Raw genomic sequence first — 24,973 nt, forward strand, 5'->3', positions numbered from 1 at the left:
CGCCCCTACCCCTGCTCGTCGCGAATCGCCAGGTTTGGTGCTCATCCGGCGCCGGATCACTCCACCCATTGCACGCGGTTCTTCCCGCTTCCCTTGGCCACATACAAGGCCTCGTCCGCGGCATTCAGGAATTTTTCGCTGTTGGCGTAGCGGGCTGTCGCGGTCGAGGCGAGTCCGGCGCTGATGGTCACCACGTCCTGGGCGCTGCGCGCGTGGCGGATCTGCATCGCCTCCACCCGCCGGCGCAACCGTTCGAGGATGTCCTCCGACGCGGCGGGCGCGTAGCCGACCATCAAGGCCACGAATTCCTCGCCGCCGTAACGGGCGACCATCACGTCCGGTTGCAGGCTCGCCTCGCGATGCAATGCGTGCGCCACGGCGACCAGGCAGTCGTCGCCGGCGAGATGGCCGTAGGTGTCGTTGAACGCCTTGAAGCTGTCGATGTCGATCATCGCCACGCTGAGCGCGCGACCCGTTTTAAGGGCGTCTTCCCATTCACGCCTCATCAGCCGATAGAAACCGCGGCGGTTGGGCAGGGCGGTGAGGTCGTCGCGCACGACGGCCTGCTGCAGGCCGCGCTTGAGTTTGCGCAGGTCGTCCTCGAAGGCCAGGTGTTGTCCGAGCACGATGGCGTTGCGCGCCGCGTAGGACGCGATGGCAAGGATCAGCGTGCTCGTGGCGAGCACGGGGTTCTTGCCCAGCTGGGCGAACGCCAGGCAGCACAAGGCCAGGCTCATCACGAACGGGCTGATGCTTTCGGCAAGGTGGCGAATCCGGCGGCTGGGTCGATAGCTGCGCAACCAGACCTTCCGCCGCCGACCGAGCATAAAACCCAGCACCACGAAGGGCAGGCCGAGCAGCAGCTCGGGCAGGTAGGACTCGCTGTGGAGGATGAAACGGTTGTGGATGCCGGGCACGACCAGTTCGAGCCAGGCGAAAACGCTCAGCACGAAAAAGAAGCGCCGCTCGTCGGAGCGCTTGGTGGAAACCAGGCGCAGCGTGGCGAACACCGCCACGAACAGGCCCATCGCATCGAACATCCACATCACGAACGTGGCCGGCGGCGGTGTTGGCGATGGTGCGTTCAGCACCTGGTGCAGGGTGAAGTAGAACAGTGCCGCGATGGCGCACGCCAGCACCGCATCGACGACGCCCGCCCAGCGGTACAGCGTGGCGACCGGGTTGTAGGCCGCGGCGATGGTCAGCAGCAGGCTGCTCAGGCAGAAGTAGAAGGTCGGGTCGAAGGCGACCAGGGTGCCCAGCGGATTGGACAGCGAATCGGTGAACAGCAGGCCGAACGCGCCGAGCTGCGCGACCAGCGCCAGCAACAGCAGGCTCCACAGCGGACGATTGTGCGGAACGCTCAGGCGAAGCCGCCGCCAGCCTTGCGCCACCGTCAGCACCAGCATCGCCAGCACGGCGGCGTAGCTCCAGGAAAGCAGGTGCGCCGGCGCCCACGCGATCACGCCCAGTTGCGCCAGCAGCAGCGGCACATAGATGCGGGACATTCCGGCGTACATTTTCATCTCGCGATGTCGCGGCGCTGAGGGAGCGGCACGTCGACGCCGACGTTCATCCATCGCGGCGCTTCGCCCAAGCCTGCCACAAAGCCCGTTCCGGCACAGGCTGTGCGGGAACGGTGCCGTGAACTGCCGTCAGTCTGCGCGCCCTCGTGTGGACCGACGGCGGGGCGCAGTGCGGATTACTGCGCGGCCGCCGCTGCGGGTGCGCTTGGCGCGTCGCCCTTCGTCCACAGCTTCGCCTCCACCGGCCCACCCAGCATCTGCTGCCGCACCAGCGGAATCGGCGGGCCGCCGTAGCTCAGGAACTGGTCATGGAACGCCTTCAGCGCGTTCGGGCCGGGATGGGCGGCGATCCAGTCCTGGCGCAGCTGCATGATCATCAGCTTGCCCAGGGTGTAGTTGAGGTAGGCCGGATCGTAGGTGCCGCGGGCGGCCTGCTGGCGGGCGTTGCCCGGGTCCTGGAAGGCCTGCTCGCGGAACATCTGCACGGACTGGGCGATGCTCATGCCGCCGGTGTGCAGGCCGATGGCGGAGAGGAAGCGCACGTCGCGGAGCAGGGCATTGGTGAGCTGGCCGACGTGGGTTTCCGGCGTGCCGCCACCGACGCCGGCATCGAACATCATCTCCTCGGCGTAATGCGCCCAGCCTTCGGCGAAGGCATAACCCACGAACAGCTGGCCGAACTTCCAGTGCGCGCGGTTGGCATGCAGGAACTGCAGGAAGTGGCCGGGCCAGACTTCGTGGGCGGAGACGAACAGCAGCGAGGCCTTGCCCGGCACATAGGCGGCCTGGTCGGCCTTGCTCCAGGTCGGGTCCGGCGGGGCGATGTAATAGACCGAGGGCAGGTTGTTCTCGTACGGGCCGGGGATTTCGATATAGGCGAAGTTCCAGCGGTTGAACGGCGGCGCCTCCTCGGCCCTGGCCTGCTCGGTGCCGGGAATCGTCGCCAGGTCCTTGTCGACGATGAACTGGCGCAGGCTGGCAAGCTGGGCGCGGGCGCCTTCGACGGCGCCGCCGGTGGGTTTGTCGGCGCTTTCCTTCGCCACGCAATCGGTGAGCGACTTGCCCGGCGCGAACTGGGCGCAGGCGCTCTTCAGCGCGGCGAGGTTGCGCGCGAGGTCGGATTCACCGATCGCCTTGAGCTGCTCCAGCGGCAGGTCGACCCGCTCGGTGGCATGGAGCATCTTCGAGAATTTTTCCGCGCCCAGGGCGAAATCCTGGGTGGCGTGCGGCTTCTGCGACTTCAGCCAGTCGGCCAGGTCCTGCGAGGCCTTGATCGCGGCGGCGTTGCTGGCCTTGAAGCGTGCCTGCAGCGCGTCGTCCTTCACCTCGGCGAAGATGCCGGGCACGTCGGTCTTGAAGAAGCTGGCGAAGCCGGCGAAGGAATTGACGCCCACGTCGATGTACGACGCCGGCAGCGGCAGCTTGAGGTTGGCCTTGATCTGGGCCAGCGCCCTGGGCAGCGCCTCCTGGTAGGTGACGAAGGCGGCCATGCGCTGGGCCAGCGGCGCGTACGGCCGGGTCAGGTACATGCTGGGCGACAGGTCGCCGGTGTAGAAGGTCGGGTTCTTGTACGGCGCGCCGGAATCTTCGAGCCAGAACAGCTGGCCATCGATCACCGCCAGCACATAGTCGCGCTGGAAGCGGCCCTGGGCATCGAGCTGGTCGTCGGGGAACGCGGCGAACTGGTCGCGTTGCGCGTGCAGCCAGGCGGCGTTGGCCTGCAATCCTTCCGCACTGAAGTCGGGCAGCTTGCCGTCGAACTCGTGCTTGCCCGCACCGGCGGCAAACACCGGGTAGTGCTCGAAATAGCCGTTGAGGAAAGTGTCGACGGCCGAGGCCAGCGCAGCCTGTCCGTCGGGACGGGCGGCATGCACGCTGGAAGCGGCGGCCGGTGACGCGGCCTGGTCCGTTGACGACGAGGTGCCGGACGAGCAGCCGGCGAGCAGGGTGGCGGCAACGACGGCAGACAGCGTGAGTACGCGCAATGGACGCATGATCGACTTCCCCGGTGTGATCGCAAGCGCCGAGCCTAGGCGCTCCATTGTCCGGGTGCAATCGTCCGCCGTCACGCGCGGGACGATCAGCCGGCGATGGCCGTATTCACCGCTGGCGTCGCCACGTCCATTGCGGCTGCCGGCCTGCCCAGCAGGTAGCCCTGACCCAGCGGGCACCCCATCTCGGCCAGGGCGTTGCACTGCTCGATGGTTTCGATGCCCTCGGCGATGACCTGGATGTCCATCGAACGGGCCAGCGCAATGACGGCGGCGATGATGCAGGCGCTGCCGCGGGTGGCCGGCTTGCCCAGCCCGTCCACGAAGGCGCGGTCGACCTTCAGCATGCGCAACGGCAGGCGCTGCAGGTATTGCAGCGAGGAATAGCCGGTGCCGAAATCATCCAGCGCCGCGCCCACGCCCGCGGCGCGCAGCCGCAGCAGCATCGCCTGCACGTGGTCTGGGTCTTCCAGCAGGACGTCCTCGGTGACTTCCGCGATCACCCGCGAGGCGGGCAGCTTCACGCTGGCCAGCAGGCCGAGCAGGCGCCGGTCGAAATCGTCCGAGCCGAGATGCGCAGCCGACACGTTGAAGGTGAGGAAGGCATCGGCGGGGCCGTGCTGGGCGAACGTGCGGAAGCTGCGCTCGAACATCTGCCAGTCGATCGCCTCCAGCAACCGGCAGCTGTGCGCGACCTTGAGAAAGTCGCCCGGCTCGACCAGGCCGCGGCCGGGCCGGCGCCAGCGGATCAGTGCTTCGTAGCCGGCGATGCCGTTGTCGTGCAGCCGGCGGATCGGCTGGAACCAGGGTTCGAAGCGGTGTTCGCGCAGCGCCTCGCGCAGGTCGGTTTCCAGTGCCAGCCGCTCGACGACCTCGCCGGCCATCGCCGGCTCGAACATCGCGATGCGCGGAACGTCGACGGACGCGGCGCGATGGAGGGCGATGTCCGCATCGCGCAGTACGTGTTCGAGCGTGCGGTAGCCGGCGTCGCACAGCAGCACGCCGAGGCGGGCGGACAGGTGCAGCTCGCGGCCGGCCACGGTGATCGGCTGTCCGATGCAGTCGATCATCCGCTGGGCGATGCGCATGGCCTGGCGTGTCCCGGCCATCTGCGGGATCAGCACGGCAAATTCGTCACCGGCCAGGCGGGCGACCAGACCGGGCCGGTTGCCCAGGCATTCGGTGAGGCGCGTGGCGACCTGTTGCAGCACCTCGTCGCCGGTGAAATGGCCGAGACCCTCGTTGATGCCGGCGAAGCGATCCAGGTTCAACTGCAGCAGCACGGCGGGGCTGGTCGGATCGCGCTGCAACGCGTGGAGCAATCGTTCGATGTGCTCATGCAGGCAGCGCGGATTGGCCAGGCCGGTGAGGGCGTCGTGGGTCTGCTCGTGGGCAAGCTGCTGCTGCACCCGCGCGCGCTCGCCGACTTCCTTGTGCAGGGCACGGCTGCGTTGCGCCACGCGGTCCTGCAGCGCCCGGTTAGCCTCGGCCAGCGCCCGCGTTTGCCGTTGTTCGTCGAGGTTCTGTTCGGCCTCGCGATGCCGCTCGATCACGCAGCGGATATGGGTGGCCACGAATTCCAGCAGCACCAGGTCTTCGTTGGAGTAGCTGCTGTCCGGCTGCCGGCTGCGCACCATCACGGCACCGTGGATCTCGCCCTGGTGCAGCATCGGCACGCCCATCCACTGGGCATCGTCGAGTTCCACCACCAGCGGCCCGGAGACCTGCTTGCCCAGTTGTGCCGGCGTGCCCAGCAGCGCCTTGCCATCGTGGAGCAGATACCACAGCGGCGAGCCGCCGATCGACGCCAGCGACACCTCATGGCCGGATGCCGCCAGCGGCGGCAGGCTGCGCGGGTCGGAGGTATAGACGAAGCGGAGCAGTTCGCGCTGCGGCTGGTGATCCACCACGCAGAAATGTTCGGCGCGGAGCAGGGAGCCCAGTACCGCGTGGATCTCGCGCAGGATGGCGCGGATGTCGCGGCCGCAACCGGCCAGGTCGGCGATGGTGAACAGGGCGCGGTGCAGCCGCTCGGAATACTCCAGCGGAGGCGGCGCACTGTGCTGCTCGATCCAGCCCAGCAGGATGCCCAGTCGACGCCCCGCCAGTTGCAGCAGGGGCTCCAGTTCGGTGATCAGGGCGGTGGCGTCGGCGCCACCGTGCAGGTTGAGCAGGAGCAGGATCGGCCGCGGTCGCTCGCACAGTCGAAAGGCCAGCGCGCCGATGGCCGGCACGCGTTGCGGAATGCCCGATGCGGCCACACCACGCAGCCAGCCCGCGGGTCCGCCGCGGGCGTGATCGAAGCCGCTGCCGAGTTCCCACAGCACGCGGGCGCTGGCGCATTCGGCATAGGCTTCGGCCAGCTCGACAATCATGGCGGCGATGTCCACCGGTCGCGTGGCGGTATCGAGCTGATCCAGCCAGCGCGCCTGCGGCGATTCATTTGCCAGGGTGCAGTTCATCGGACTTTCCATGGTCTGAGAAACACGCTTGAACTCGATGACGGTCGCGGCGGCGGGAATGTCGTCGCGACGTGAAAAAGCGCCGCGTCCCGGCGCGCCGTACGGCCGCCTGCCGCTCCCGGCCGGTCTGGCCCGCATGCCACGGGCACGCGTCATTTCATCTCGCACTGTCATTTCATGTCGCCGGCAAGGTCAGAAACTGCTCAGTTGCGACAGTCGCCCTGGCGCCTGGGTCAGCTCACCGGGACGGTCTCGCGCGGAACCATTCATCCGCCCTGCGCGGGGAGATGGCGCGGTATTCAGGTGGCGATCCGCTCCTTCGGATGTTTGCCGATTTCGTCTGGACGTCCACATGAAGACGCCATGGATGCCACTGTCGCGCGCCAGGATCGATCCGGCGCGTCGCAGAAGAGGGCGGAGGCCCGCTTCGCTGTCAGGGTTCGTGCCGACGCATCGCCCAGGATGCGTCGCCGGCCGGATGGACAGAGTCGGTGCACAGCGCACCGCATCCGGCCGGGGACGCAGACTTGAACGACCGGGATTCCCCGAGGTGCGCAACGCCATCGCGCATCGCCACAGCGGATTCCCACATCTGCATTCTAGGCAGGGCGATATCGATGCACGCGACGTTTCATTCGCGCGCTCGCGACGTTTCGTCTCCAGCTGGCGGCTTTACCTGTCGACCCACTGGACACGTTCCGGCGCCGATGGCATCCATGGCGACGGTGAGGAGGACTTCGCAGGAAGACCGTCTCGCGTGATGGACGCCGTCGCCGTCGGCAGGCATCGCCGCACGACGACGACGCCCATGCGAAGCGCGCTGGCATGGTCTGTGCGTGGCTTCAAGACTTCCCGCAGGGGAGGACTCGACCTCAGGAGGAGTTCGATGGATACGCCCGTTCCAGCGAAGGGCCGGCAAGCCACGCTGCCATGCAGGACCTTCAGCACCGCACTGATCGAGCCGCGCCTGCGCTCGCGGGCGTACGCGCGCTGGATCGCCCCGCTGGCCGAGGTGCAGCCCGATGACGACGAACCGATGGATGCCTCGATCGTCGTGTTCGAGCTGGGCTCGCTGCGGGTGGCGCAGTCGAGCGCGAGCCCGGCAAGGTACCGGCGCGATGCCGCGCTGATCGCCCGCAGTCCGCTGAGCCAGTGCGTGCTGCTGCGCCTGCTGCTGAGCGGTTCGGCGCGGGGCAGCTTCGGCAAGCGCGGCACGGTCGAGTTGCGCATGGGCGACATCTACCTGAACGACCTGGCGCAGCCAGCCGAACTGTGGGAAGCCGGTTGCGCGCACCTCAACCTGCTGCTCAGGCACAAGGCGATCGACCAGGCGCACTCGCCACTGCACGGCCGGGTGCTGCGCAAGGACCACCTGCCGTGCCGGATGCTGACCCAGCACCTGCTGCATCTGCTGGGGACGCTGCCCGGGATCGAGACCAGTCACGCCGGCAAGGCCGCCAGCGCGACCCTGGCGGTGGTGCGCGGCTGCCTGCGCGCCGAATCGCGCCAGCGCGACCGCCCGCAATGGGCGGAGACGCTGCACGTGCGCATCCGCGAGCACATCGAGGCCCAGCTGGGCGACCACGAACTGAGCGCGGCCGTGCTGCAGCGCCGGTTCCACGTGTCACGGGCGCAGCTGTACCGGATGTTCGCCGACAGCGGCGGCGTGCAGCATTACATCCGCGACCGGCGGGTGGAGGCGGTGCACCGGGATCTTCGCGAGCAGCCGGAACGGAACATCTCCGATCTCGCCTTCAGCCACGGCTTCTCCAGCGAGCGGCAGTTCCAGCGCGCCTTCCGCGCCCGCTATGGCCGCACGGCTAGCGAGGTACGCGAACGCCTGCAGCTGTTCTGAGCAGTCCGCTGCCCGCCGACGGGTACGACCTGCTTCAGCGCCGCCGGACTTTGCCCAGCGCCAGGCCGATCGCCGCCAGCAGCTCGGCCGCGCCGAACGGCTTGCGCAGGAACACGCCGCGATCGGGAATGTCGTGCACGTGGACTTCGGTGTCGGCCGTGATCACCACGATGGCCACCTCGTCGTTGTGCCTGATCGCCTCGTGGCAGATGTCGATGCCGGAGACGCTGCCGGCGAGAATCACGTCGGCGACGACCACGTCGACGTGCGCCTGCCGAAGGTGGCTCATCGCGCCGGCAGAGCCCAGCGCGCGGATGCTCTGCAGGCCATCGGCAGCCGACAGCAACAGGTCGATGGATTCCAGCACCATGTTGTCGTCGTCGACGATGAGGACGGTCTTGTTCGTATCCACGCGGTGCTACCCCCGTTTGCTGCCGGCAGCGCCCAGCATAGGCCGACTCCGCTTGTCGTGGGTGGATTGTCCTGGCGGGCCGAGGGTCATCCGGCTGCTTCGCCGGCGTCGCCGCGACGGAGCAGCCAGGCCAGCAGCGGCGGCGTGACCATCGCGGTGAGCAGGGACATCGCCACGATGACGGCGTAGATGCGATCGCTGAACACGCCCGCGGCCAGGCCCAGGCTGGCGATCACCACACCTACCTCGCCGCGCGGCACCATGCCGAAGCCGATGATGGTGGCGCTGCGCCGGCCCAGCGACAGCGAGCCCAGGAAGCCGCCCAGCAACTTCGACACGATCGCGATCGCGGTGGCGACCAGCAGCATCAGCAGCGCATCCACGCTGGCCAGTTCGGCCAGGTTGACCTTGGCGCCGGTGACCACGAAGAAGAACGGCGTGAGGAAGGACAGCAGCGGCAGGGTCTGGTGCTCCAGCTCCTTTCGCTGGCGGGTTTCCGAGGCGATCATGCCGGCTAGGAACGCGCCGATGATCGCGGCCAGGCCGAAGCGCGTGGACAGCCATGCCAGGCCCAGGCAGATCGCCAGCACCACGCTCAATGCCGAGTGCGGACTGATCGGCGCCTCCAGCCAGCCCGAGCGACGCCGCATCACCTGCGAGCCACCCCAGCCGATGATCGCCACGAACCCGATCGCGCCGGCCAGGGTCAGCAGCAGCGAATGCAGGTCCAGCGAGCCGCTGCCCTGCAGCGAGGAAACCACGCCGAGCAGCAGCATGGCCAGGATGTCGTCGATCACCGCCGCGCCGAGGATCACCCGGCTCTCGATGCGCTGGAGCACGCCCAGTTGCTGCAGCACCCGCGCCGTGATGCCGGCCGAAGTGGCGACGAAGGCGGCCGCCACGAACATCGACTTGATCCATTCGAAACCTTCGCCATGCGCCCACAGCGCGCCGGCCACGAAGGGAATGATCACGCCGAGCACGCCGACCAGCAGGGCGCTCTTGCCGACCTTTTTCAGATCATCCAGCCGCGTTTCCAGGCCTACCGAAAACAGCAGCAGCACCACGCCGATCTCGGCCAGCACGTCCAGCGGCGTGCCGGGCAGGATCTGCTCCGGGCTCAGCCAGCCCAGCAGCGACGGTCCGATCACGCAGCCGGCGGCGATCTCGCCGACCACCCCGGGCAGCTTTATCCGCTGGGCGATTTCCGCGCCGATCTGCGCGGCGACGAAGATGACGAACAGGGTCAGCAGGATGTCGGCGGCGTGGTGCATGGATCGTCTTTTCCGTCGGGCAAGCGCTCAATGGTACAGGGCCACCGCCGGCGATGTTTTTGCGCGACGCGCGCTTCGATCAGCCGAACACGAACCGGGTCAGCCACAGGTGCAGGGCGATGCTGGCGGCGTAGCCCAGCGCGATCGCCCAGCTCCAGCGCAGGTGGCTCATGAAGGTGTACTGGCCCCGTGCTGCGCCCATCAGCGCCACGCCGGCCGCCGAGCCGACCGACAGCAGGCTGCCGCCCACGCCGGCGGTCAGCGTGATCAGCAGCCATTGCGAGGCGTCCATCGGCGGGTTCATCTTGATCACCGCGAACATGATCGGGATGTTGTCGACCACCGACGAGAGCACGCCCATCGCGGCGTTCGCCGTGGTCGGTCCGAGGTTGCCATAGAGCTTGGTCGAGGCCAGTTCCAGGTAGCCCAGCGCAGCCAGCCCCCCGACGCAGGCGAACACGCCGTAGAAGAACAGCAGGGTGTCCCACTCGGCGTTGGCGATGATGCGGAAGATCGAATAGCCCTGTTCTTCGGCGCCGTGCGCCAGCGCGTAGTGGCGCTGGCGATAGTCGATGCGGCTGGCCAGCAGGTTCAGCAGGGCCAAGCCGGTGAGCATGCCGTAGGCGGCGGGCATGCCCAGCCACTGGCGGCCGACCACGGTGATCGCGATGGTCAACGCGAACGTGAGGCAGATGCTGATGCCGCCATGCTTGATCCGGCTGCGACTTTCGGTGCTCGCGGGCCGGCCTTTCGGCAGCGCGACAAACATGATCAGCGCCGGCACCAGCCAGTTCACCACGGCCGGGAAGAACAGCCGGAAGAAGTCGAAGAACTGTGCCTTGTTGGCCTGCCACACCATCAGCGTGGTGATGTCGCCGAACGCGCTCCAGGCGCCGCCGGCATTCGCCGCCACCACCAGGTTGATCATCGCCAGCGTGATGAAACGCGTGTTGCCGGCGCCCACGGCCAGAATCACCGCCGACATCACCAGCGCGGTGGTCAGGTTGTCCAGCACCGGCGAGATCAGGAAGGCGAGCAGGCCGGTGATCCAGAACAGGCTGCGATAGCTGAAGCCGTAGCGGATCAGCTGCGAGCGCAAGGCCTCGAACACGCCGCGCTCGCCCATCGCGGTGACGTAGGTCATCGCCACGACCAGGAAGAAGAAGATCTCCGCGTACTCGAGGAACATCGCCTCGAACGCTTCGCGAGTGAGGTTGGCGTCCGTGCCGGTGCCACCGTTCTGCCAGGCGATCATGCCCCAGATCAGCGCAGCGGCCAGCATCACCGGCTTGGACTTGGCGATGTGGATGCGCTCTTCGAGGATCACCGCCACGTAGGCCAGCACGAACAGCGCCAGCGCCACCCAGCCGATCGGGTGCGCCACCAGGTGGAAGTTCACCCCGGCGCCGGTTTCGGCCGCCATCAGCGGCGTGCTGGCGTACAGGAGCGCCAGGGCGGCAAACCATCGCATGGAAGATCCTTGGGCAAGAACGTGATATCGGTTGGCAGGAAGGGTAGCAGCCGCCGGCCGAGGCCGGCGCAACCCGTCGCGGTCAGTCCGACGGCGCGGCGAGGTCGGGCCGCCGCTCCGGGCGCAGCCGGCTGAACACCCGGCTTGCTCCCGCGGTGACCAGCGCCAGCAGCAGCACGGTCCAGCGGAACGCCATCACGTAGTCGTCGTGCGCGTGCCCGGTGAGCATGAATTCCATCAGCAGCGTGGCCAGCGCAATGCCGAAACTCATCGCCAGGTACTGCACGGTGGAGGCCATCGAGGAGGCCATCGACGCATGCCGGATGTCCAGGTCGACATAGATCAGCGTGTTCATCGTGGTGTACTGCAGGCCGGCAAATGCGCCGTAGGCGAAGGTCAGCACGGCGATCAGCCACACCGGCGTGGCGGGGCCGAGCAGCGCGAACGTCGCCAGCAGGGCCGCCACGATCAGCGTGTTGCCGATCAGCAGGCGACGATAGCCGTAGTGCACCAGCGCCCGGTTGACCGACCACTTCGCCATGATCGAACCCAGTGCCTGCGGCACCATCATCAGGCCGGCTGCCAGTGGCGACCAGCCGCAGCCGACCTGCAGGAACAACACCAGCAGCAGGAACATGCCCGAAATGCCCAGCCGGGTGAACAGCCCGCCGGCGATCGCCACCGACACGCTGCGCACGCGCAGCAGTGCCAGGTCGGCCACCGGATGCTCGGTGCGCCGGCTGTGCCACAGATAGATCGCGCCCAGCAGCAGGGCGGCCAGCGTGCACAGGCCCATGCGCGACCACGGCACCGGGGTCGAGCCGGCCAGCTCGGAAGCGGTCAGCAGCAACGCCGAGGCCGCGCCGAACAGCAGGAAGCCGACCAGGTCGAAGCGGTTGGCGTGATCGAGCCGGTACTCCGGCATGTCGCGCCTATTCATCCACACGCCGGCGATCGCCACCGGCACGTTGATCAAAAAGATCAGCCGCCACGAGGTGAACTCCACCAATGCGCCGCCCAGCAGCGGACCGAGCACCGAGCCGAGCAGGCCGAAGGTGGCCACCGTGCTCATCGCCCGCACGAACTCGCCCCGGTCGATGCTGCGCACCAGCACATAACGCCCCACCGGCATCAGCGAGGCGCCACCCACGCCCTGCAGCACGCGGGCCGCCACCAGCTGCGGCAGCGTCTGCGCGATACCGCACAGCAACGAGCCCAGGCCGAACACGATGATCGCCGCACCAAACACGCGGCGGGTGCCAAAGCGGTCGCACAGCCACGGGCTGGCGGGAATCAGGATGGCCAGGGTCAGCACATAGCTGGTCAGCGCCGTGCGCATGCCCAGCGGCGTGACCTTGAGTGCCTCGGCCATCGCCGGCACCGCGGTGTTGACCACGGTGGAATCGAGCGCCTGCATGAAGAACGCTGCGGCAACCAGCCACAGCAGGCCGCGGTAGCGTTCACGCGAGGTCGGCTCGTCGGCCTCGACGGCGCCGGCCAGGGGATCGGGCGCGGAAAGCGGCGCAACGTCAGGGACCACGGGGCTTCGAACAGGCATGGCCGGTCATGATAGCGGCCCCGGTGGCTTGATTTCTGCTGCCACTGTCATCACAGTGAACCTTAGTTTCATCTGCCGGTCATGCCCATACAGGTATCACGGCCTTATCAACCACACGCGCCGGAGCGGCTTCGTTCCGGCGTGTGCTTTTGCGCGGCAGGAGCCGCGAGCATCAGGAAAAGCCATGAGCAAGCCACCGATCACTGTTTCCCGCATCGACATGGAGCGCATCGAAGCGCTGCTGGAGCGTCTGCCGACGGCGGAAGCCGACAAGCTGGACGCGCTGCGCGCGGAGCTGGATCGTGCCGAGGTGGTCGAGCCGTCGGCGATGCCCGACCACGTCGTGACGATGAACTCGACTGTCACCTTCGAGGACGAAAGCAACGGCGAGCAGCTGACCCTGACCCTGGTCTACCCGGCGTCGGCCGGCACGGCCGGCACCGTGTCGATCCTGGCTCCCGTGGGCAGCGCCCTGCTTGGACTGGCGCGCGACCAGCAGATCGACTGGCCCACCCCGGACGGTCGCAAGCGTCGCCTGAAAGTGCTGGAGATCACCTACCAGCCCGAGGCCGCCGGACACTTCCACCGCTGAGGCCGCATCGCGTGCCGGTGTCGTTAAACTGCGGGGTGATCCGAAGGAGACCCGCATGACCGAACGCCCGGTTCCCGCCGACATCGTTACCCGCAGCGTCGCGCTGCGGGCGCAGATCGAGCAGGCCAACTACCGCTACCACGTGCTCGACGACGCGGACATCACCGACGCCGAGTACGACCGCCGGATGCGCGAACTGGAAGCGCTGGAGGCGGAATGGCCCGAACTGGCCACCGCCGATTCGCCGACCCGCAAGGTGGGCGCGCGGGCCAGCGGCGGCTTTGCCGAAGTACGGCATGCCTTGCCGATGCTTTCGCTGGGCAATGCGTTCGAGCAGGAAGGCGAGAACGAGTGCGAGCGCTTCCGCGAAATCGCCGACTTCGAACGACGGATCGAGCACACGCTCGAACGCAGGACTCCGGTGTTCTCGGTGGAGCCGAAGCTCGACGGCCTGGCGATCAGCCTGCGCTACGAGGACGGCGTATTCGTGCAGGGCGCCACCCGCGGCGACGGCGAGACCGGCGAGGATGTCACCGCGAACCTGCGCACCGTGCGTGCGATCCCGCTGAAGCTGCGCGGTTCCGGCTGGCCTGCCGTGCTGGAAGTGCGCGGCGAAGTGATCATGCTGCGCAAGGATTTCGAGGCGTTCAACGACTACGCCCGCAAGCACGACGAAAAGCCGCTGGCCAATCCGCGCAACGGCGCGGCCGGTTCGCTGCGCCAGCTCGATCCGGCGATCACCGCGAAGCGGCGCCTCAGCTTCTTCGCCTACGCGATCGGCGTGGTCGAGGGCGGCGAATTGCCGCCGACCCATTCGGCCACCTTGCAGCAACTGCGTGAGTGGGGCTTTCCGGTCTCGCCGGAAGTGGATGTGGCGCGCGGCTTCGATGGCCTGATCGCCTATTTCCGCCGCATCGGCGCCAAGCGCGACAGCCTGCCGTACGACATCGACGGCGTGGTCTACAAGCTGGACGACTATGCCGGCCAGCGCGAGATGGGCTTCGTCTCGCGCGCGCCGCGCTGGGCCATCGCGCACAAGTTTCCGGCGCAGGAACAGACCACCCGCCTGCTCGACATCGAGATCCAGATCGGCCGCACCGGCGCCGCCACCCCGCGCGCGCGGATGGAGCCGGTGCAGGTGGGCGGTGTCACCGTGACCTACGCCACCTTGCACAACGCCGACCAGGTGGCGCGCCTGGATGCCCGCGTGGGCGACACCGTGATCGTGCGCCGCGCCGGCGACGTGATTCCCGAAGTGGTGCGCGTGGTGGAGGACCTGCGGCCGCAAGGCACGCAGCCCTGGACCATGCCCACGCGCTGCCCGATCTGCGATTCCGCACTGATCCGCGAGGAGGGCGCGGCGGCCTGGCGCTGTTCCGGCGGACTGATCTGCGCCGCGCAACGCAAGGAGGCGCTGATCCATTTCGCCTCGCGTCGCGCGATGGACATCGAAGGCCTGGGCGAGCGCTTTGCCGAGGCGCTGGTGGAGCTCGACCTGGTGCACACGCCAGCCGACCTGTACGGCATGGGCGTGGACGATTTCGTCGACATGAAACGGCGCATCGACGAGCGCGATGGCACCACCCCGGAAACGGTGAAGGCCGGCAAGGTGGCGACGAAGTGGGCGGAGAACCTGGTCGCCGGCATCGAGGCCAGCAAGCACACCACGCTGGCCCGCTTCCTCTACGCGCTGGGCATCATGCACATCGGCGAAAGCACGGCTAAGACCCTGGCCGCGTGGCTGGGTCGGCTCGATTTCGTGCGCAGCACGCCGGCACCGCTGCTGCGGGTGCTGCCGGACATCGGCGAAGAAGTGGCCCGGTCGATCGCCGGCTTCTTCGCGCAGGACGGCAACCAGCAGGTGGTCGACCAGTTGCTGGCCGCCGGCATCAGCTTCAGCGACGAAGCCGCGCCGTCGCCGCTGCTGCGCGAGCGGCTGAATCTTGGCGTGCTGCTGGACATGGCGAAGATCAGCAAGCTCGGCCCCAAGAGCAGCAAGCTGCTCGCCGAACACTTTCCCACCTTGCAGAAACTGCAGGCGGGCGGGGCGGCGCACTGGATCACCGCCGGCGTGCCCCAGGTGGCGGCGAGCGGGCTGGAAGCCTTCCTGGCCGATCCGGCGGCCCATGCCGAACTGCAGGGCGCCGAGGCGTCGATGCAGCGTCTGCTGGAGGCGATGCCCGCCGCCGCCGAAGTGACCCAGGCGCCGCTGGCCGGGCAGACCTTCGTGCTCACCGGCAGCCTGGCGTCGCTCAGTCGCGATCAGGCCAAGGACCGGCTCGAAGCGCTCGGTGCCAAGGTGTCCGGTTCGGTGTCGAAGAAGACCAGCGTGGTCGTCGCCGGCGAGGAAGCGGGCTCCAAGCTCGACAAGGCGAAGGAGCTGGGCGTGCCGGTGTGGGACGAGGCGCAGTTGCTTGCCCTGCTCGACGAGCACGAGCGCGCCTGATGACGATGTCCCCACGCGCCACGCTGGAACTGCGCGCACGGCTGTACACCTTGTTGCGCGCGTTCTTCGCCGAGCGCAACGTGCTGGAGGTGGAAACCCCGATGCTGTCCGCCGCTGGCAATACCGACCCCAACATCGAGAGCTTCGGCAGCATCTTCAGCGGTCATGTCGATGCGGGCGCGCGCGAGCGCTGGCTGCGCACGTCGCCGGAGTATCCACTGAAGCGCTTGCTGGCCGCGGGCATCGGCGATTGCTACGAGCTGGGCCGGGTGTTCCGCAATGGCGAGGCGGGCGGTCGGCACAACCCCGAGTTCACCATGCTGGAGTGGTATCGGGTCGGCTGGGATCACCGGCGGCTGATGAGCGAGACGATCGAGCTGGTGGAAGCGGCGCTGGCGATGCGCGGTCGGCGTGCTGAGGTGGTGGTGACCAGTTACCGGCAGCTGTTCCTCGACGGCCTGGGCATCGATCCCGTGCACGCGTCGATCGACGAACTGCGCGCGCCGCTGGCGGAATTCGGCATCGGTCCGGAGGGGCTGGGGCATGACGACTGGCTCGACCTGCTGATCACCCACAAGCTGCAGCCGATGTTCCCCCGCGATCGCATCACGGTGATCCACGATTACCCGGCGAGCCAGTGCGCGCTGGCGAAGATCCGCCCGGGCGAGCCACCGCTGGCCGAGCGCTTCGAGCTCTACCTGGGCCGCTACGAACTGGCCAACGGCTATCACGAACTGAACGATGCGGCCGAACAGCGCGCGCGTTTCGAGCGCGACAACACCGTGCGTCGCGAACGCGGCCTGCGCGAGATTCCGCTGGATGAAAACCTGCTGGGCGTACTGGATGCGATGCCTGACTGCGCTGGCGTGGCGCTGGGCGTGGAACGGCTGCTGATGTGCCTGGCCGACACGGACGCGATTGCCGACGTGCTGGCCTTTCCGTTTGCCCGGGCGTGAAGCAGGGCGCCCGACCTTGCTGGCCGCGCGCCGTGCCGCTCAGGCGGCGTCGCCCTTGATCGCCGGCTGCTCCAGCCGGTCGCTCCACAGGTAGCGATAGATCACGCCGCCGATGATGCCGCCGATGATCGGCATGACCCAGAAGAACCACAGCTGATCCAGCGCCCAGCCACCCTGGAAAACCGCCACGCCGGTCGAACGCGCCGGGTTCACCGAGGTGTTGGTGACCGGGATGCTGATCAGGTGGATCAGGGTCAGCGCCAGGCCGATCGCGATGCCGGCGAAACCCACCGGCGCACTCTTGTGCGTGGCGCCCATGATGATGAAGATGAAGAAGCCGGTCATCACCATCTCGCACAGCGCCGCGGCGCCCATCGAATAGCCGCCCGGCGAATGCGCGCCGTAGCCGTTGGAGGCGAAGCCGCTTGTGGCGGCGTCGAAGCCGGGCTTGCCCGAGGCGATCGTGTACAGCACCAGCCCGGCGAGCAGGCCGCCGAGCACCTGCGCGACGATGTACGGAATCACGTCTTTCAGCGGGAAGCGACCGCCGGCGGCAAGACCGCAGGTGACCGCCGGATTGATGTGGCAGCCGGAAATGTGGCCAATCGCGTAGCACATGGTCAGCAGGGTGAGGCCGAACGCGAATGCCACCCCGGCAAAACCGATACCCAGTTGCGGAAAGCCGGCGGCCAGCACGGCGCTGCCGCATCCACCCAGAACCAGCCAGAACGTGCCGAAGAACTCGGCAGCCAGACGCTTGCTCATGTTCATCACGTTTACTCCTGCTGCAAGAGGAAGGAGATGGCCGGCGCGCCCATGTGGATGCCGTGGCAGCTCACGGGCGCACCAGGTCAGGCATATTCGCGCACCGTCCGTCGTGCCGTTTCCGCCGCCGTCCCTGGCGACGGAACGGGTCAGTCAGGGCGTGTCGAAGCGCATCGCCACGGCGCGGCGTTCGAGCAATCCGACCGCCGGCTGATCCTGCAGGCGCAGGTCGTGCAGTTCGTACGGTGCGCCGATGCCCTGCAGGCTGTGCGGGTCGTAGTGCAGGGTCAGCTGGCCCTTGCCGGCCGGCAGCCAGTTGGCCGATTGGGCGAACGCCGCCGGCACCATCCGGCCGTCGGTAGCGCGCCCGTACAGCACCGCCGAGACGGCGTAGCGGCTGGCCGAGACGGCATCCACTCCCAGGCTGATGTCGAGGCCGCGATCGGTGGCGACCGCGGTGCTGGCCAGGCCGCTGAGGCGGGCATCGGGCTGGGCGGCGGCGAACACCGTGGTGGTGTCGCGACGGATCTCGTGCCCGGCGCTGTCGGTGCCTTGCGTGAAGCTGTGCACCTCCCACAGGCCCGGCGTGGTCGGGATGCTGTGCGGACGGACATCGACGGTGAAGCTGCCGTCGGCCTGGCGACGGAAGCTGAGCGGCGTGGTGCTGCCATCGGGTGCGCGCAGCAGGCCGCCCACCGAGCTCAGCGGCAAGGCGCGATCGGCGTCACGCAGGACCACCCGCACCTTGATCGCCTCGCCCAGCAGCAGGTCGTCGCGGTTGCCCTGGGCGGTGACGGCGAACGGGCTCTGCGGCTCGAACACATGCACCACGTAGCGGCCGCGGGCGGAGGCGACCTGCAAGGTGGCCACGCCGCTGCCCAGCTCGGGCTTCAGCCGCATCACCATCGAGGCAGCCGGGACGTCCATGCCGGCGGCGTGCAGCTGGGCGGTGCCGGCGACTTGGCTGCTGGCCGCCGCGGCGCTCAGCGATTGCCGGCCCAGTTGCAGCCGCACGCTGGCCGGGTCCAGCTTGCCGACCGCCTGGTCGCCCGGACTCAGGCGGATGATCGCGCCCGGTGCGGTCAGCGGCAGCTTCAGGCCCTGCTGGAGTTCCGTGGCCGACACGTCGCGCCAGTATTCGCGGCTGCTGCGCGAAAACGCTTGCGGCACCGCTTGCAGCGTGGCGTCCTGCGCCAGCGGCCAGCTCACGCTGACCGGCCGGCGCTCGACATGCATGCGCGTCGCGGCGGCAGATGTGGCGGTCAAGCGGGTGCCGGCGCTGCGTGCCTGCAGGCTGGGCGGAACCATGTCATCAGCTTGCGCCGGCAGCAGCGCGTGGGTGCCGGCCATGGCCGGCGCGGCGGCGAAGATCACCAGCCATGCGCTTGCGAGTATCCCTTTCTTCATGGTGATCATCCCCTGATGTCGTTGGCGAGAATGGACGGCAGGCCGAAGCAGGCACGCCGGCTCTGGTTGTGGTTCAGCACGGAGCCACCGGTGCGCTGGGTGTCGCGGAACCACACGGTGCCGGCCGCCGACGCGCTGGAACATTCGATGAAGCCGTCCGAGCAACTGCTCAACCAGTTCTGGGTGATCTCCAGCCCCACGCTCTGGGTGTAGCCGCCGCAGTAGGCTTGGCTGCTGAACAGGCCCGACACCACGTCCGTGCCCACCACGTCGCGGAACGGCACCGGCAGACCCGGTCGGCCGGACGTGCCCAGCAGGTATTGCTGGTTGTAGGTGGCCATCCAGCCGGTTTGCTGCTGGCGCACGGCGTCGGTCTTGTAGCCGAGCAGCCAGCCCAGCGCCGACTCGAACACGTTGCCGGCCATCACCGCATTGGCCAGCGGCGTGCCGGCACTGGAGGGCGCGATCGCGTCGACCTTGACGATGCGGCTGATGATCGCGGGGTAACGCGCGTCCCAGGTCGGGTTGGACAGGATCCAGCGCATCACGTTGCCGCCGTTGGAGTGGGTGATCACCACCAGCCGATCGATGTGGCGGTTCTGGATGAAGCTGGTGAGCTGGGTGGCCAGGCAGCCGGCGGCGCGGTCGTCCCACATGTACTGGTTGAAGTCGCAGTTGACCACCAGCAGGTTGCTGCGGTCGGTCAGGCCGTTGCGCACGCCTTCGACCATGTCGGATTGCCAGTAGTCGTTGTACGCATCGGTCTGGTTGCCGGTGCCGTGGACCAGGGCCACGCCGGTGGTGGCTGCCTGCGCCGTGGCGCAGCTCAGGGCCAGTGCCAACATCAAGGTTGTACGTCGCACGTTGATCTCTCCCCATCAAGGCGGCGGAATGCCGCGGGCGGAGCCAACCGGGTGCAGCCACAGGTACGCCAAACCCCCTGTGTTGCAGGCAGGCCGACTACAGGTGATGTCCAGGACATCGTCAGGACGTGTCGCCAGATCCCCCCAGACCGTGCGGCACGGTATGGACTCTAGCAGCGCCATACGTGCGCGTCTTGACGCAAGTGCACAACCGCCGCAGCGCCGGTGTGCGCTAAGGTTGCGCGCTTTACGCTTGGGATGCCTGCGTGGTCGAGATGCCTGCCGTTGCTGCCTTGCCCGATCGCGACCGCCTCGACAGGCGCGACGTGAAGACCTTGCTGCTGGCCGCCCTGGGCGGTGCGCTGGAGTTCTACGACTTCGTGGTGTTCGTGTTCTTCGCGATCCCGCTGAGCCAGTTGTTCTTTCCCCACGACACGGCGCCGTGGCTGGCCCAGTTGCAGGTGTTCGGCATCTTTGCCGCGGGTTATCTGGCGCGGCCGCTGGGCGGCATCGTGATGGCGCATTACGGCGACAAGCTGGGGCGCAAGCGCATGTTCACGCTCAGCGTGTTCCTGATGGCGGTGCCCACGCTGGGCATCGGCCTGCTGCCGACCCATGCGCAGATCGGCATGCTGGCGCCACTGCTGTTGCTGCTGCTGCGCGTGGTGCAAGGCATCGCGGTGGGCGGCGAGGTGCCGGGCGCCTGGGTGTTCGTGGCCGAGCACGTGCCTGCGCGACGGGTGGGCTTCGCCTGCGCCAGCCTCACCTCGGGCCTGACCGTCGGCATCCTGATCGGCTCGCTGGTGGCGGCGGCGATCAACAGTCGGCTGACGCCCGCAGCGGTGCTGGACTGGGGCTGGCGCCTGCCGTTCCTGGTCGGCGGCCTGTTCGGCTTCTGCGCGGTGTGGCTGCGCCGCTGGCTCAGCGAGACGCCGGTGTTCCAGGCGATGCATGCGCGCAGGGAACTGGCCAGCGGCCTGCCGCTGCGCCAGGTGTTCGAACGGCACCTGCCCGGTGTGCTGCTGTCGATGCTGGTGACGTGGATGCTGACCGCGGCGATCCTGGTGATCATCCTGATGACGCCGTCGATCGTGCAGTCGGCTTTTCATGTCGCCCCCGCGCGGGCGTTCCTGGGCAACAACCTGGCCTCGTTCGCGCTGGCGCTGGGCTGTCTCGGATACGGCTGGCTGGCCGACCGGATCGGTTACGCGCGGGCGCTGCTGCTCGGCGCGATCGGCCTGCTGCTGTGCAGCTATGCGCTCTACCTCGACCTGCAGGCCGGCGCCGGGCATTTCCTCGCGCTCTACGCGTTGACCGGACTGGCGGTCGGCGTGGTGGGTGTCGTTCCCGCGCTGATGGTGGCGGCGTTTCCGCCGGCGGTGCGTTTTTCCGGCCTGTCGTTCTCGTACAACATCGCCTATGCGCTGTTCGGCGGCATCACCCCGCCGCTGATCGGCTGGCTGGTGAAGCAGTTCGGCGTGCTGGCGCCGGCGCACTACGTGGCGTTTGCCGCCGTGATCGGGATGATCGTGGCTGCAGGCAGCCGAGGTGACTCCCGCTAGAACTCCAGCTCCTGCGCCGCACACAGATAGTCGACCAGCGGCGCGACGCGCTTGAACGCGGCCACCGTCCACGGCAGCAGTTCGTCGGAGCAGGCCAGCTCTTCGCCAAGCGGCATGGTGGCGACGAAGTCCTTGCGCTTGAGATCGTCGATCAGCTCGTGCATGGGGTCGTAGCCGCGCGGCGGGCGAACCAGCGATTCGCCGCCCAATTGCAGGTGTTCGCGGAATGCCTTGCCCTGCGTGGCACGTTTCCATGCGGCCGGGTTGTCGACCAGGAATTCGCGGATGTGCTTCAACGCATCCGGCTCCGGATGCCACAGGCCACCGCCGGCGAAACAGTCGCCCGGCTCGATGTGCAGGTAGAAGCCCGGTGCCTGGATCTCGTGGCGTCGCTCATGGGTGAAGCGCGAGCCCTGCCACGATTTGTACGGCAGCTTGTTGTTCGAGTAGCGGGTGTCGCGATAGATGCGGTACAGCGAGCCGCCGCTCTTGCGCGGATCGGCGCGGTAGTGGCTGCTGATCTTCGCCAGCGGCGCCTGCAGGTCGGTGATCAGTTGCAGGAACGGCTCGCGCACATGGCGCTCGTAGTCGTCCTTGTGCGCGTGGAACCATTCGCGGTTGTTGTTGTTTCCAAGCGAGCGCAGGAAACGGAATGTGGCGGGGGTGAAATAGCTTCTGGACATGGGGGTTCGTCGAGAGGGGAGCAGGGCGGGCAATGCCCGCCATCGTGGTGCGGCGGCGATGCCCGCCTTACGGATCGTCGAGGCTGCCGGCAAGCTCTTCGCCCCAGGCCTGCAGCTGGTCGAGCAGCCCCAGCCTGTCCTGTGCCTGCGGATCGCCGCGCAGCTCGGCGAGGCGGGCGAAGTAGTCGTCCAGGGTCAACCCGGTCAGCGGCGTGTGCCGGGTCAGTCGCGCCTGGCGGAAGCGCTCCCAGCGGAGACGTTCCTCGGCATCCAGCGTTTCCGGCCAGTTGCGTGCGCGGTAGCGAAACAGCAGTTCCGGGTAACGCGCGTCGCAAAAAGGAAACGGACGGCTGCCCAGTTCCGCCGGCGGCGTGGCGCGCACCTGGGCGAGCAGGCGCTTGTCCGCATCGGGCAGGAAGCCGCCGCCGTACAGCGCCAGCTCGGGATCTTCGGGCGGCGGCAGTTCGGCGGCGCGCTGGAATACCCGGCGCAGCTTTTCGGGCAGGCCGGCGGCGGCGTGCAGCATGTCACGGTGGGCCTGGCAGCGGGGAAGGTCGAGCTGCAGCCGCGCCAGGTCCACGCCCTGCAGCACCGACAATGGCGCCAGCGCCGGCGCGTGGTTCGCGCGCACGGTGCGCAGCGGAATCCGCTCGACGCCTTCGGGCAGGTCGGCGCGCGGGGTGAAGATGCGGTCGGCGATCTCGTCTTCGTCCAGCGCCAGCCATGCGGCCGGATCGGTCGCCAGGTCGTACACGATCACCTCGCCGGCGCGGCTGGGATGGGCGGCCAGCGGCGCGACCACGGTGAGGCAGTGACGGCTGGCCGGGTAGCGCGAGGACACGTGCACCAGCGGCGTCATGTTCACCACGTCGAGCAGTTCGAACACCTTCTGCTTACGCCGCAGCGCGTAGTGCCAGTCCCACAGCCGCGGCTGGCGCACCCGGATCAGCCGGGCCAGGTCGATCAGCGCGTAGACGTCGGACAGCGCGTCATGGGCACGTTCCTGGTTCAGTCCGTTGGCGCGCGCCAGGTACTCCAGTTTGAAGCTGGGCGAACCGTCCTCGCGCATTGGCCACACAATGCCCTCGGGGCGCAGCGCCTGGCACATGCGCACCAGGTCGATCAGGTCCCAGCGCGAATTGCCGTTCTCCCACTCGCGGCCGTAGGGCTCGTGGAAGTTGCGGTACAGCATCTGGCGGGTGAACTCGTCGTCGAAGCGCAGCGAGTTGTAGCCCACGCCACAGGTGCCCGGCCGGGCCAGCTCTTCATGCACACGGGCCGCGAAGTCGGCCTCGTTGACGCCGTCGAGTTCGGCCTGTTGCGGCGTGATGCCGGTGATCATGCAGGCGTCGGGGTGCGGCGGCATCTCCCGTGGCGGCTTGCCGTAGAACATCACCGGTTCGCCGATGATCTCCAGCGCCATGCTGGTGCGGATGCCGGCGAACTGCAGCGGCCGGTCCCGGCGCGGGTCGGCGCCGGAGGTTTCGTAGTCATGCCAGAAGAAGGTCTGCATCCGGCGATGATCGCATGGCGCCGTGCCTTGCCGGCATGGCGAGGTCGGCAAGGCTGATAAACTCCCCCGCACAAGGAGAACCCATGAGCCAAGCCCACGAAGAAAACCTGATCTGGATCGATCTGGAGATGACCGGCCTCGACACCGACAACGACTCGATTCTGGAGATCGCCACGGTGGTTACCGACAAGGAACTGAACGTGCTGGCCGACGGGCCGGTGTTTGCGATCCGCCACGAGATCGATCAGTTGGAGTCGATGGACAGCTGGAACACCAACCAGCACCACAAGTCCGGCCTGTGGCGGCAGGTGCTGATCTCGGAAACCGACCATGCGATGGCCGAGCAGGCCACCGTGGAATTCCTGCGCGCCTGGGTGCCGCCGGGCAAGTCGCCGATGTGCGGCAACTCGATCTGCCAGGATCGCCGTTTCATGCACCGGCAGATGCCGCGGCTGGAGCGCTACTTCCATTACCGCAACCTGGACGTGTCCACGCTGAAGGAACTGGCGCGGCGCTGGGCGCCGGAGATCGCCAAGGGCGTGGGCAAGGAGTCGGCGCATACGGCGCTGTCCGACATCCGCGATTCCATCGCCGAACTGCGCCATTACCGCCGTTTCATGGGTGAACTGGGCGGCAAGGTCGGTGCCTGAGTGGCACACCGCTGATTGCATCTGACGAGGCCATGAGCATGTCGAACGACTTGTTTGCCACGGTGCTGGACTGTGCCGGACGTCCGCTGCGGCTGGATCGCGCCCGGGTAGTCGGCATCCTCAACGTCACCCCCGATTCGTTCTCCGACGGCGGCCTGCATGACAGCGTGGAGGCTGCCGTGGCGCATGGCGTGCGCATGGCGGAGGAGGGCGCCGACATGCTGGACGTCGGCGGCCAGTCGACCCGCCCGGGCGCAGCCGAGGTTTCGCTGGAAGAGGAACTGCAACGCGTGGTGCCGGTCGTCGAACAACTGGTGGCGCGCACCTCGCTGCCGATCGCCGTCGATACCTCGCGGCCCGAGGTGATGCGTGCCGCGGTCGCCGCCGGCGCCGGCATGATCAACGACGTCTACGCGCTGCGCCGCGATGGCGCGATGGACGCGGTTGCCGAACTGGGCGTGCCGGTGTGCCTGATGCACATGCAGGGCGAGCCGCGCAGCATGCAGGACGAGCCGCATTACGACGACGTGGTCGGCGAGGTGCATCGCTTCCTCACCGACCGGCTGTTCGCCTGCGAGCTGGCCGGCATCGATCGCCGCAAGGTGCTGGTCGATCCCGGTTTCGGCTTCGGCAAGACGTTGGAGCACAACCTGGCCCTGCTGTCGGCGCTGGAACAGTTCGCCAACCTGGGCAGTGGCGTCTACGCCGGCTTGTCGCGCAAGTCGATGATCGGCACGCTGACCGGTCGCAGCGTGCCGGGCGAGCGCCAGGCGGGCTCCGTGGCGGCCGCGCTGATCGCCGTTCAGCGCGGAGCACGCATGGTTCGCGTACATGACGTGGCGGCGACCGTGGACGCGCTGGCGGTATGGCGGGGCGTGCATGCGGTGGACGCCGTACCCCGGCGCAGTGCGCCGCCGGCGGCGCCGCGCTGGCCCGACGACGATTGAATGACGCGCCGGCCAGCCGGCTGCGTTCCCGCTAGACACC

At 68.0% G+C, this 24,973-nt stretch carries 19 protein-coding genes; 7 read left to right on the plus strand and 12 right to left on the minus strand.

What is annotated here, in order from left to right; genetic code table 11:
- Positions 1-56: 56 nt before the first annotated feature.
- From ASD82_RS17085 to ASD82_RS17095, 3 genes are all read right to left on the minus strand, one after another.
- Positions 57-1,508 (minus strand): GGDEF domain-containing protein, encoded by a 1,452-nt coding sequence (locus ASD82_RS17085; RefSeq protein ID WP_056719064.1) that lies wholly within the window; start codon positions 1,506-1,508, stop codon positions 57-59.
- Between the two features lie 194 nt (positions 1,509-1,702).
- The gene (locus tag ASD82_RS17090; protein ID WP_056719066.1) at positions 1,703-3,520 is read right to left on the minus strand and encodes a DUF885 domain-containing protein; all 1,818 of its coding nucleotides are present in this window, start codon (positions 3,518-3,520) and stop codon (positions 1,703-1,705) included.
- Positions 3,521-3,606: 86 nt separating this feature from the next.
- On the minus strand, positions 3,607-5,979 hold the full coding sequence (locus tag ASD82_RS17095; protein ID WP_162253836.1) for a GGDEF domain-containing protein: 2,373 nt from the start codon (positions 5,977-5,979) through the stop codon (positions 3,607-3,609).
- Between the two features lie 886 nt (positions 5,980-6,865).
- Between ASD82_RS17095 and ASD82_RS17920 the strand changes: the two genes are divergently transcribed.
- A complete protein-coding gene (locus tag ASD82_RS17920; protein ID WP_056719069.1) occupies positions 6,866-7,834 on the plus strand; it encodes a helix-turn-helix domain-containing protein in 969 nt (322 codons plus the stop codon).
- A 34-nt stretch (positions 7,835-7,868) separates the two neighbouring features.
- Here the strand turns inward: ASD82_RS17920 and ASD82_RS17105 are convergent, their stop codons facing one another.
- From ASD82_RS17105 to ASD82_RS17120, 4 genes are all read right to left on the minus strand, one after another.
- Entirely contained in the window at positions 7,869-8,246 is a 378-nt protein-coding gene (locus ASD82_RS17105) for a response regulator (protein WP_056719070.1), read from the minus strand.
- Positions 8,247-8,332: 86 nt separating this feature from the next.
- Positions 8,333-9,520, minus strand: coding sequence for a cation:proton antiporter (locus ASD82_RS17110; protein WP_056719071.1), 1,188 nt, complete (start codon positions 9,518-9,520; stop codon positions 8,333-8,335).
- A 79-nt stretch (positions 9,521-9,599) separates the two neighbouring features.
- A complete protein-coding gene (nhaD, locus tag ASD82_RS17115; RefSeq protein ID WP_056719072.1) occupies positions 9,600-10,991 on the minus strand; it encodes a sodium:proton antiporter NhaD in 1,392 nt (463 codons plus the stop codon).
- Between the two features lie 82 nt (positions 10,992-11,073).
- The gene (locus ASD82_RS17120) at positions 11,074-12,531 is read right to left on the minus strand and encodes an MFS transporter (RefSeq protein ID WP_082585401.1); all 1,458 of its coding nucleotides are present in this window, start codon (positions 12,529-12,531) and stop codon (positions 11,074-11,076) included.
- Positions 12,532-12,733: 202 nt separating this feature from the next.
- On the opposite strand from ASD82_RS17120, the gene rnk reads away from it, so the two are divergent.
- Genes rnk through epmA form a run of 3 tightly spaced genes read left to right on the plus strand, consistent with a single transcriptional unit; the run spans position 12,734 to position 16,543 of the window.
- Positions 12,734-13,141, plus strand: a complete 408-nt coding sequence (rnk, locus tag ASD82_RS17125) for a nucleoside diphosphate kinase regulator (protein ID WP_007808798.1) — start codon at positions 12,734-12,736, stop codon at positions 13,139-13,141.
- 55 nt (positions 13,142-13,196) lie between these two features.
- Positions 13,197-15,587 carry an NAD-dependent DNA ligase LigA gene (gene ligA, locus ASD82_RS17130; RefSeq protein WP_056719076.1) on the plus strand — a complete coding sequence of 797 codons (2,391 nt, stop codon included), beginning with the start codon at positions 13,197-13,199 and terminating at the stop codon, positions 15,585-15,587.
- Positions 15,587-16,543, plus strand: coding sequence for an EF-P lysine aminoacylase EpmA (gene epmA, locus ASD82_RS17135; RefSeq protein WP_157599307.1), 957 nt, complete (start codon positions 15,587-15,589; stop codon positions 16,541-16,543). Before ligA ends, epmA begins: the two co-directional genes overlap by 1 nt.
- A 39-nt stretch (positions 16,544-16,582) precedes the next feature.
- Here the strand turns inward: epmA and aqpZ are convergent, their stop codons facing one another.
- From aqpZ to ASD82_RS17150, 3 genes are all read right to left on the minus strand, one after another.
- Positions 16,583-17,314, minus strand: coding sequence for an aquaporin Z (aqpZ, locus tag ASD82_RS17140; RefSeq protein WP_056719084.1), 732 nt, complete (start codon positions 17,312-17,314; stop codon positions 16,583-16,585).
- 147 nt (positions 17,315-17,461) lie between these two features.
- The gene (locus ASD82_RS17145; protein ID WP_235577760.1) at positions 17,462-18,715 is read right to left on the minus strand and encodes a DUF4785 domain-containing protein; all 1,254 of its coding nucleotides are present in this window, start codon (positions 18,713-18,715) and stop codon (positions 17,462-17,464) included.
- A gap of 5 nt (positions 18,716-18,720) precedes the next feature.
- On the minus strand, positions 18,721-19,560 hold the full coding sequence (locus ASD82_RS17150) for a hypothetical protein (RefSeq protein WP_082542697.1): 840 nt from the start codon (positions 19,558-19,560) through the stop codon (positions 18,721-18,723).
- Between the two features lie 293 nt (positions 19,561-19,853).
- On the opposite strand from ASD82_RS17150, the gene ASD82_RS17155 reads away from it, so the two are divergent.
- Complete coding sequence (locus tag ASD82_RS17155; protein ID WP_056719091.1) at positions 19,854-21,140, plus strand: MFS transporter; 1,287 nt, start codon at positions 19,854-19,856, stop codon at positions 21,138-21,140.
- Here ASD82_RS17155 and ASD82_RS17160 read toward each other — a convergent pair.
- Positions 21,137-21,823: a DUF2461 domain-containing protein gene (locus ASD82_RS17160; protein WP_056719093.1), complete on the minus strand. Its 687-nt coding sequence runs from the start codon at positions 21,821-21,823 to the stop codon at positions 21,137-21,139. The two genes, ASD82_RS17155 and ASD82_RS17160, sit on opposite strands and share 4 nt — an antisense overlap.
- 67 nt (positions 21,824-21,890) lie before the next feature.
- Positions 21,891-23,336 carry an exodeoxyribonuclease I gene (gene sbcB / locus ASD82_RS17165; protein WP_056719095.1) on the minus strand — a complete coding sequence of 482 codons (1,446 nt, stop codon included), beginning with the start codon at positions 23,334-23,336 and terminating at the stop codon, positions 21,891-21,893.
- Positions 23,337-23,419: 83 nt separating this feature from the next.
- Between sbcB and orn the strand changes: the two genes are divergently transcribed.
- Positions 23,420-23,986 carry an oligoribonuclease gene (orn, locus tag ASD82_RS17170; RefSeq protein ID WP_056719097.1) on the plus strand — a complete coding sequence of 189 codons (567 nt, stop codon included), beginning with the start codon at positions 23,420-23,422 and terminating at the stop codon, positions 23,984-23,986.
- Between the two features lie 32 nt (positions 23,987-24,018).
- Positions 24,019-24,933 (plus strand): dihydropteroate synthase, encoded by a 915-nt coding sequence (gene folP, locus ASD82_RS17175; RefSeq protein ID WP_056719099.1) that lies wholly within the window; start codon positions 24,019-24,021, stop codon positions 24,931-24,933.
- Positions 24,934-24,973: the final 40 nt, after the last annotated feature.

The organism is Rhodanobacter sp. Root179, assembly GCF_001428465.1.
Lineage (GTDB): Bacteria > Pseudomonadota > Gammaproteobacteria > Xanthomonadales > Rhodanobacteraceae > Rhodanobacter.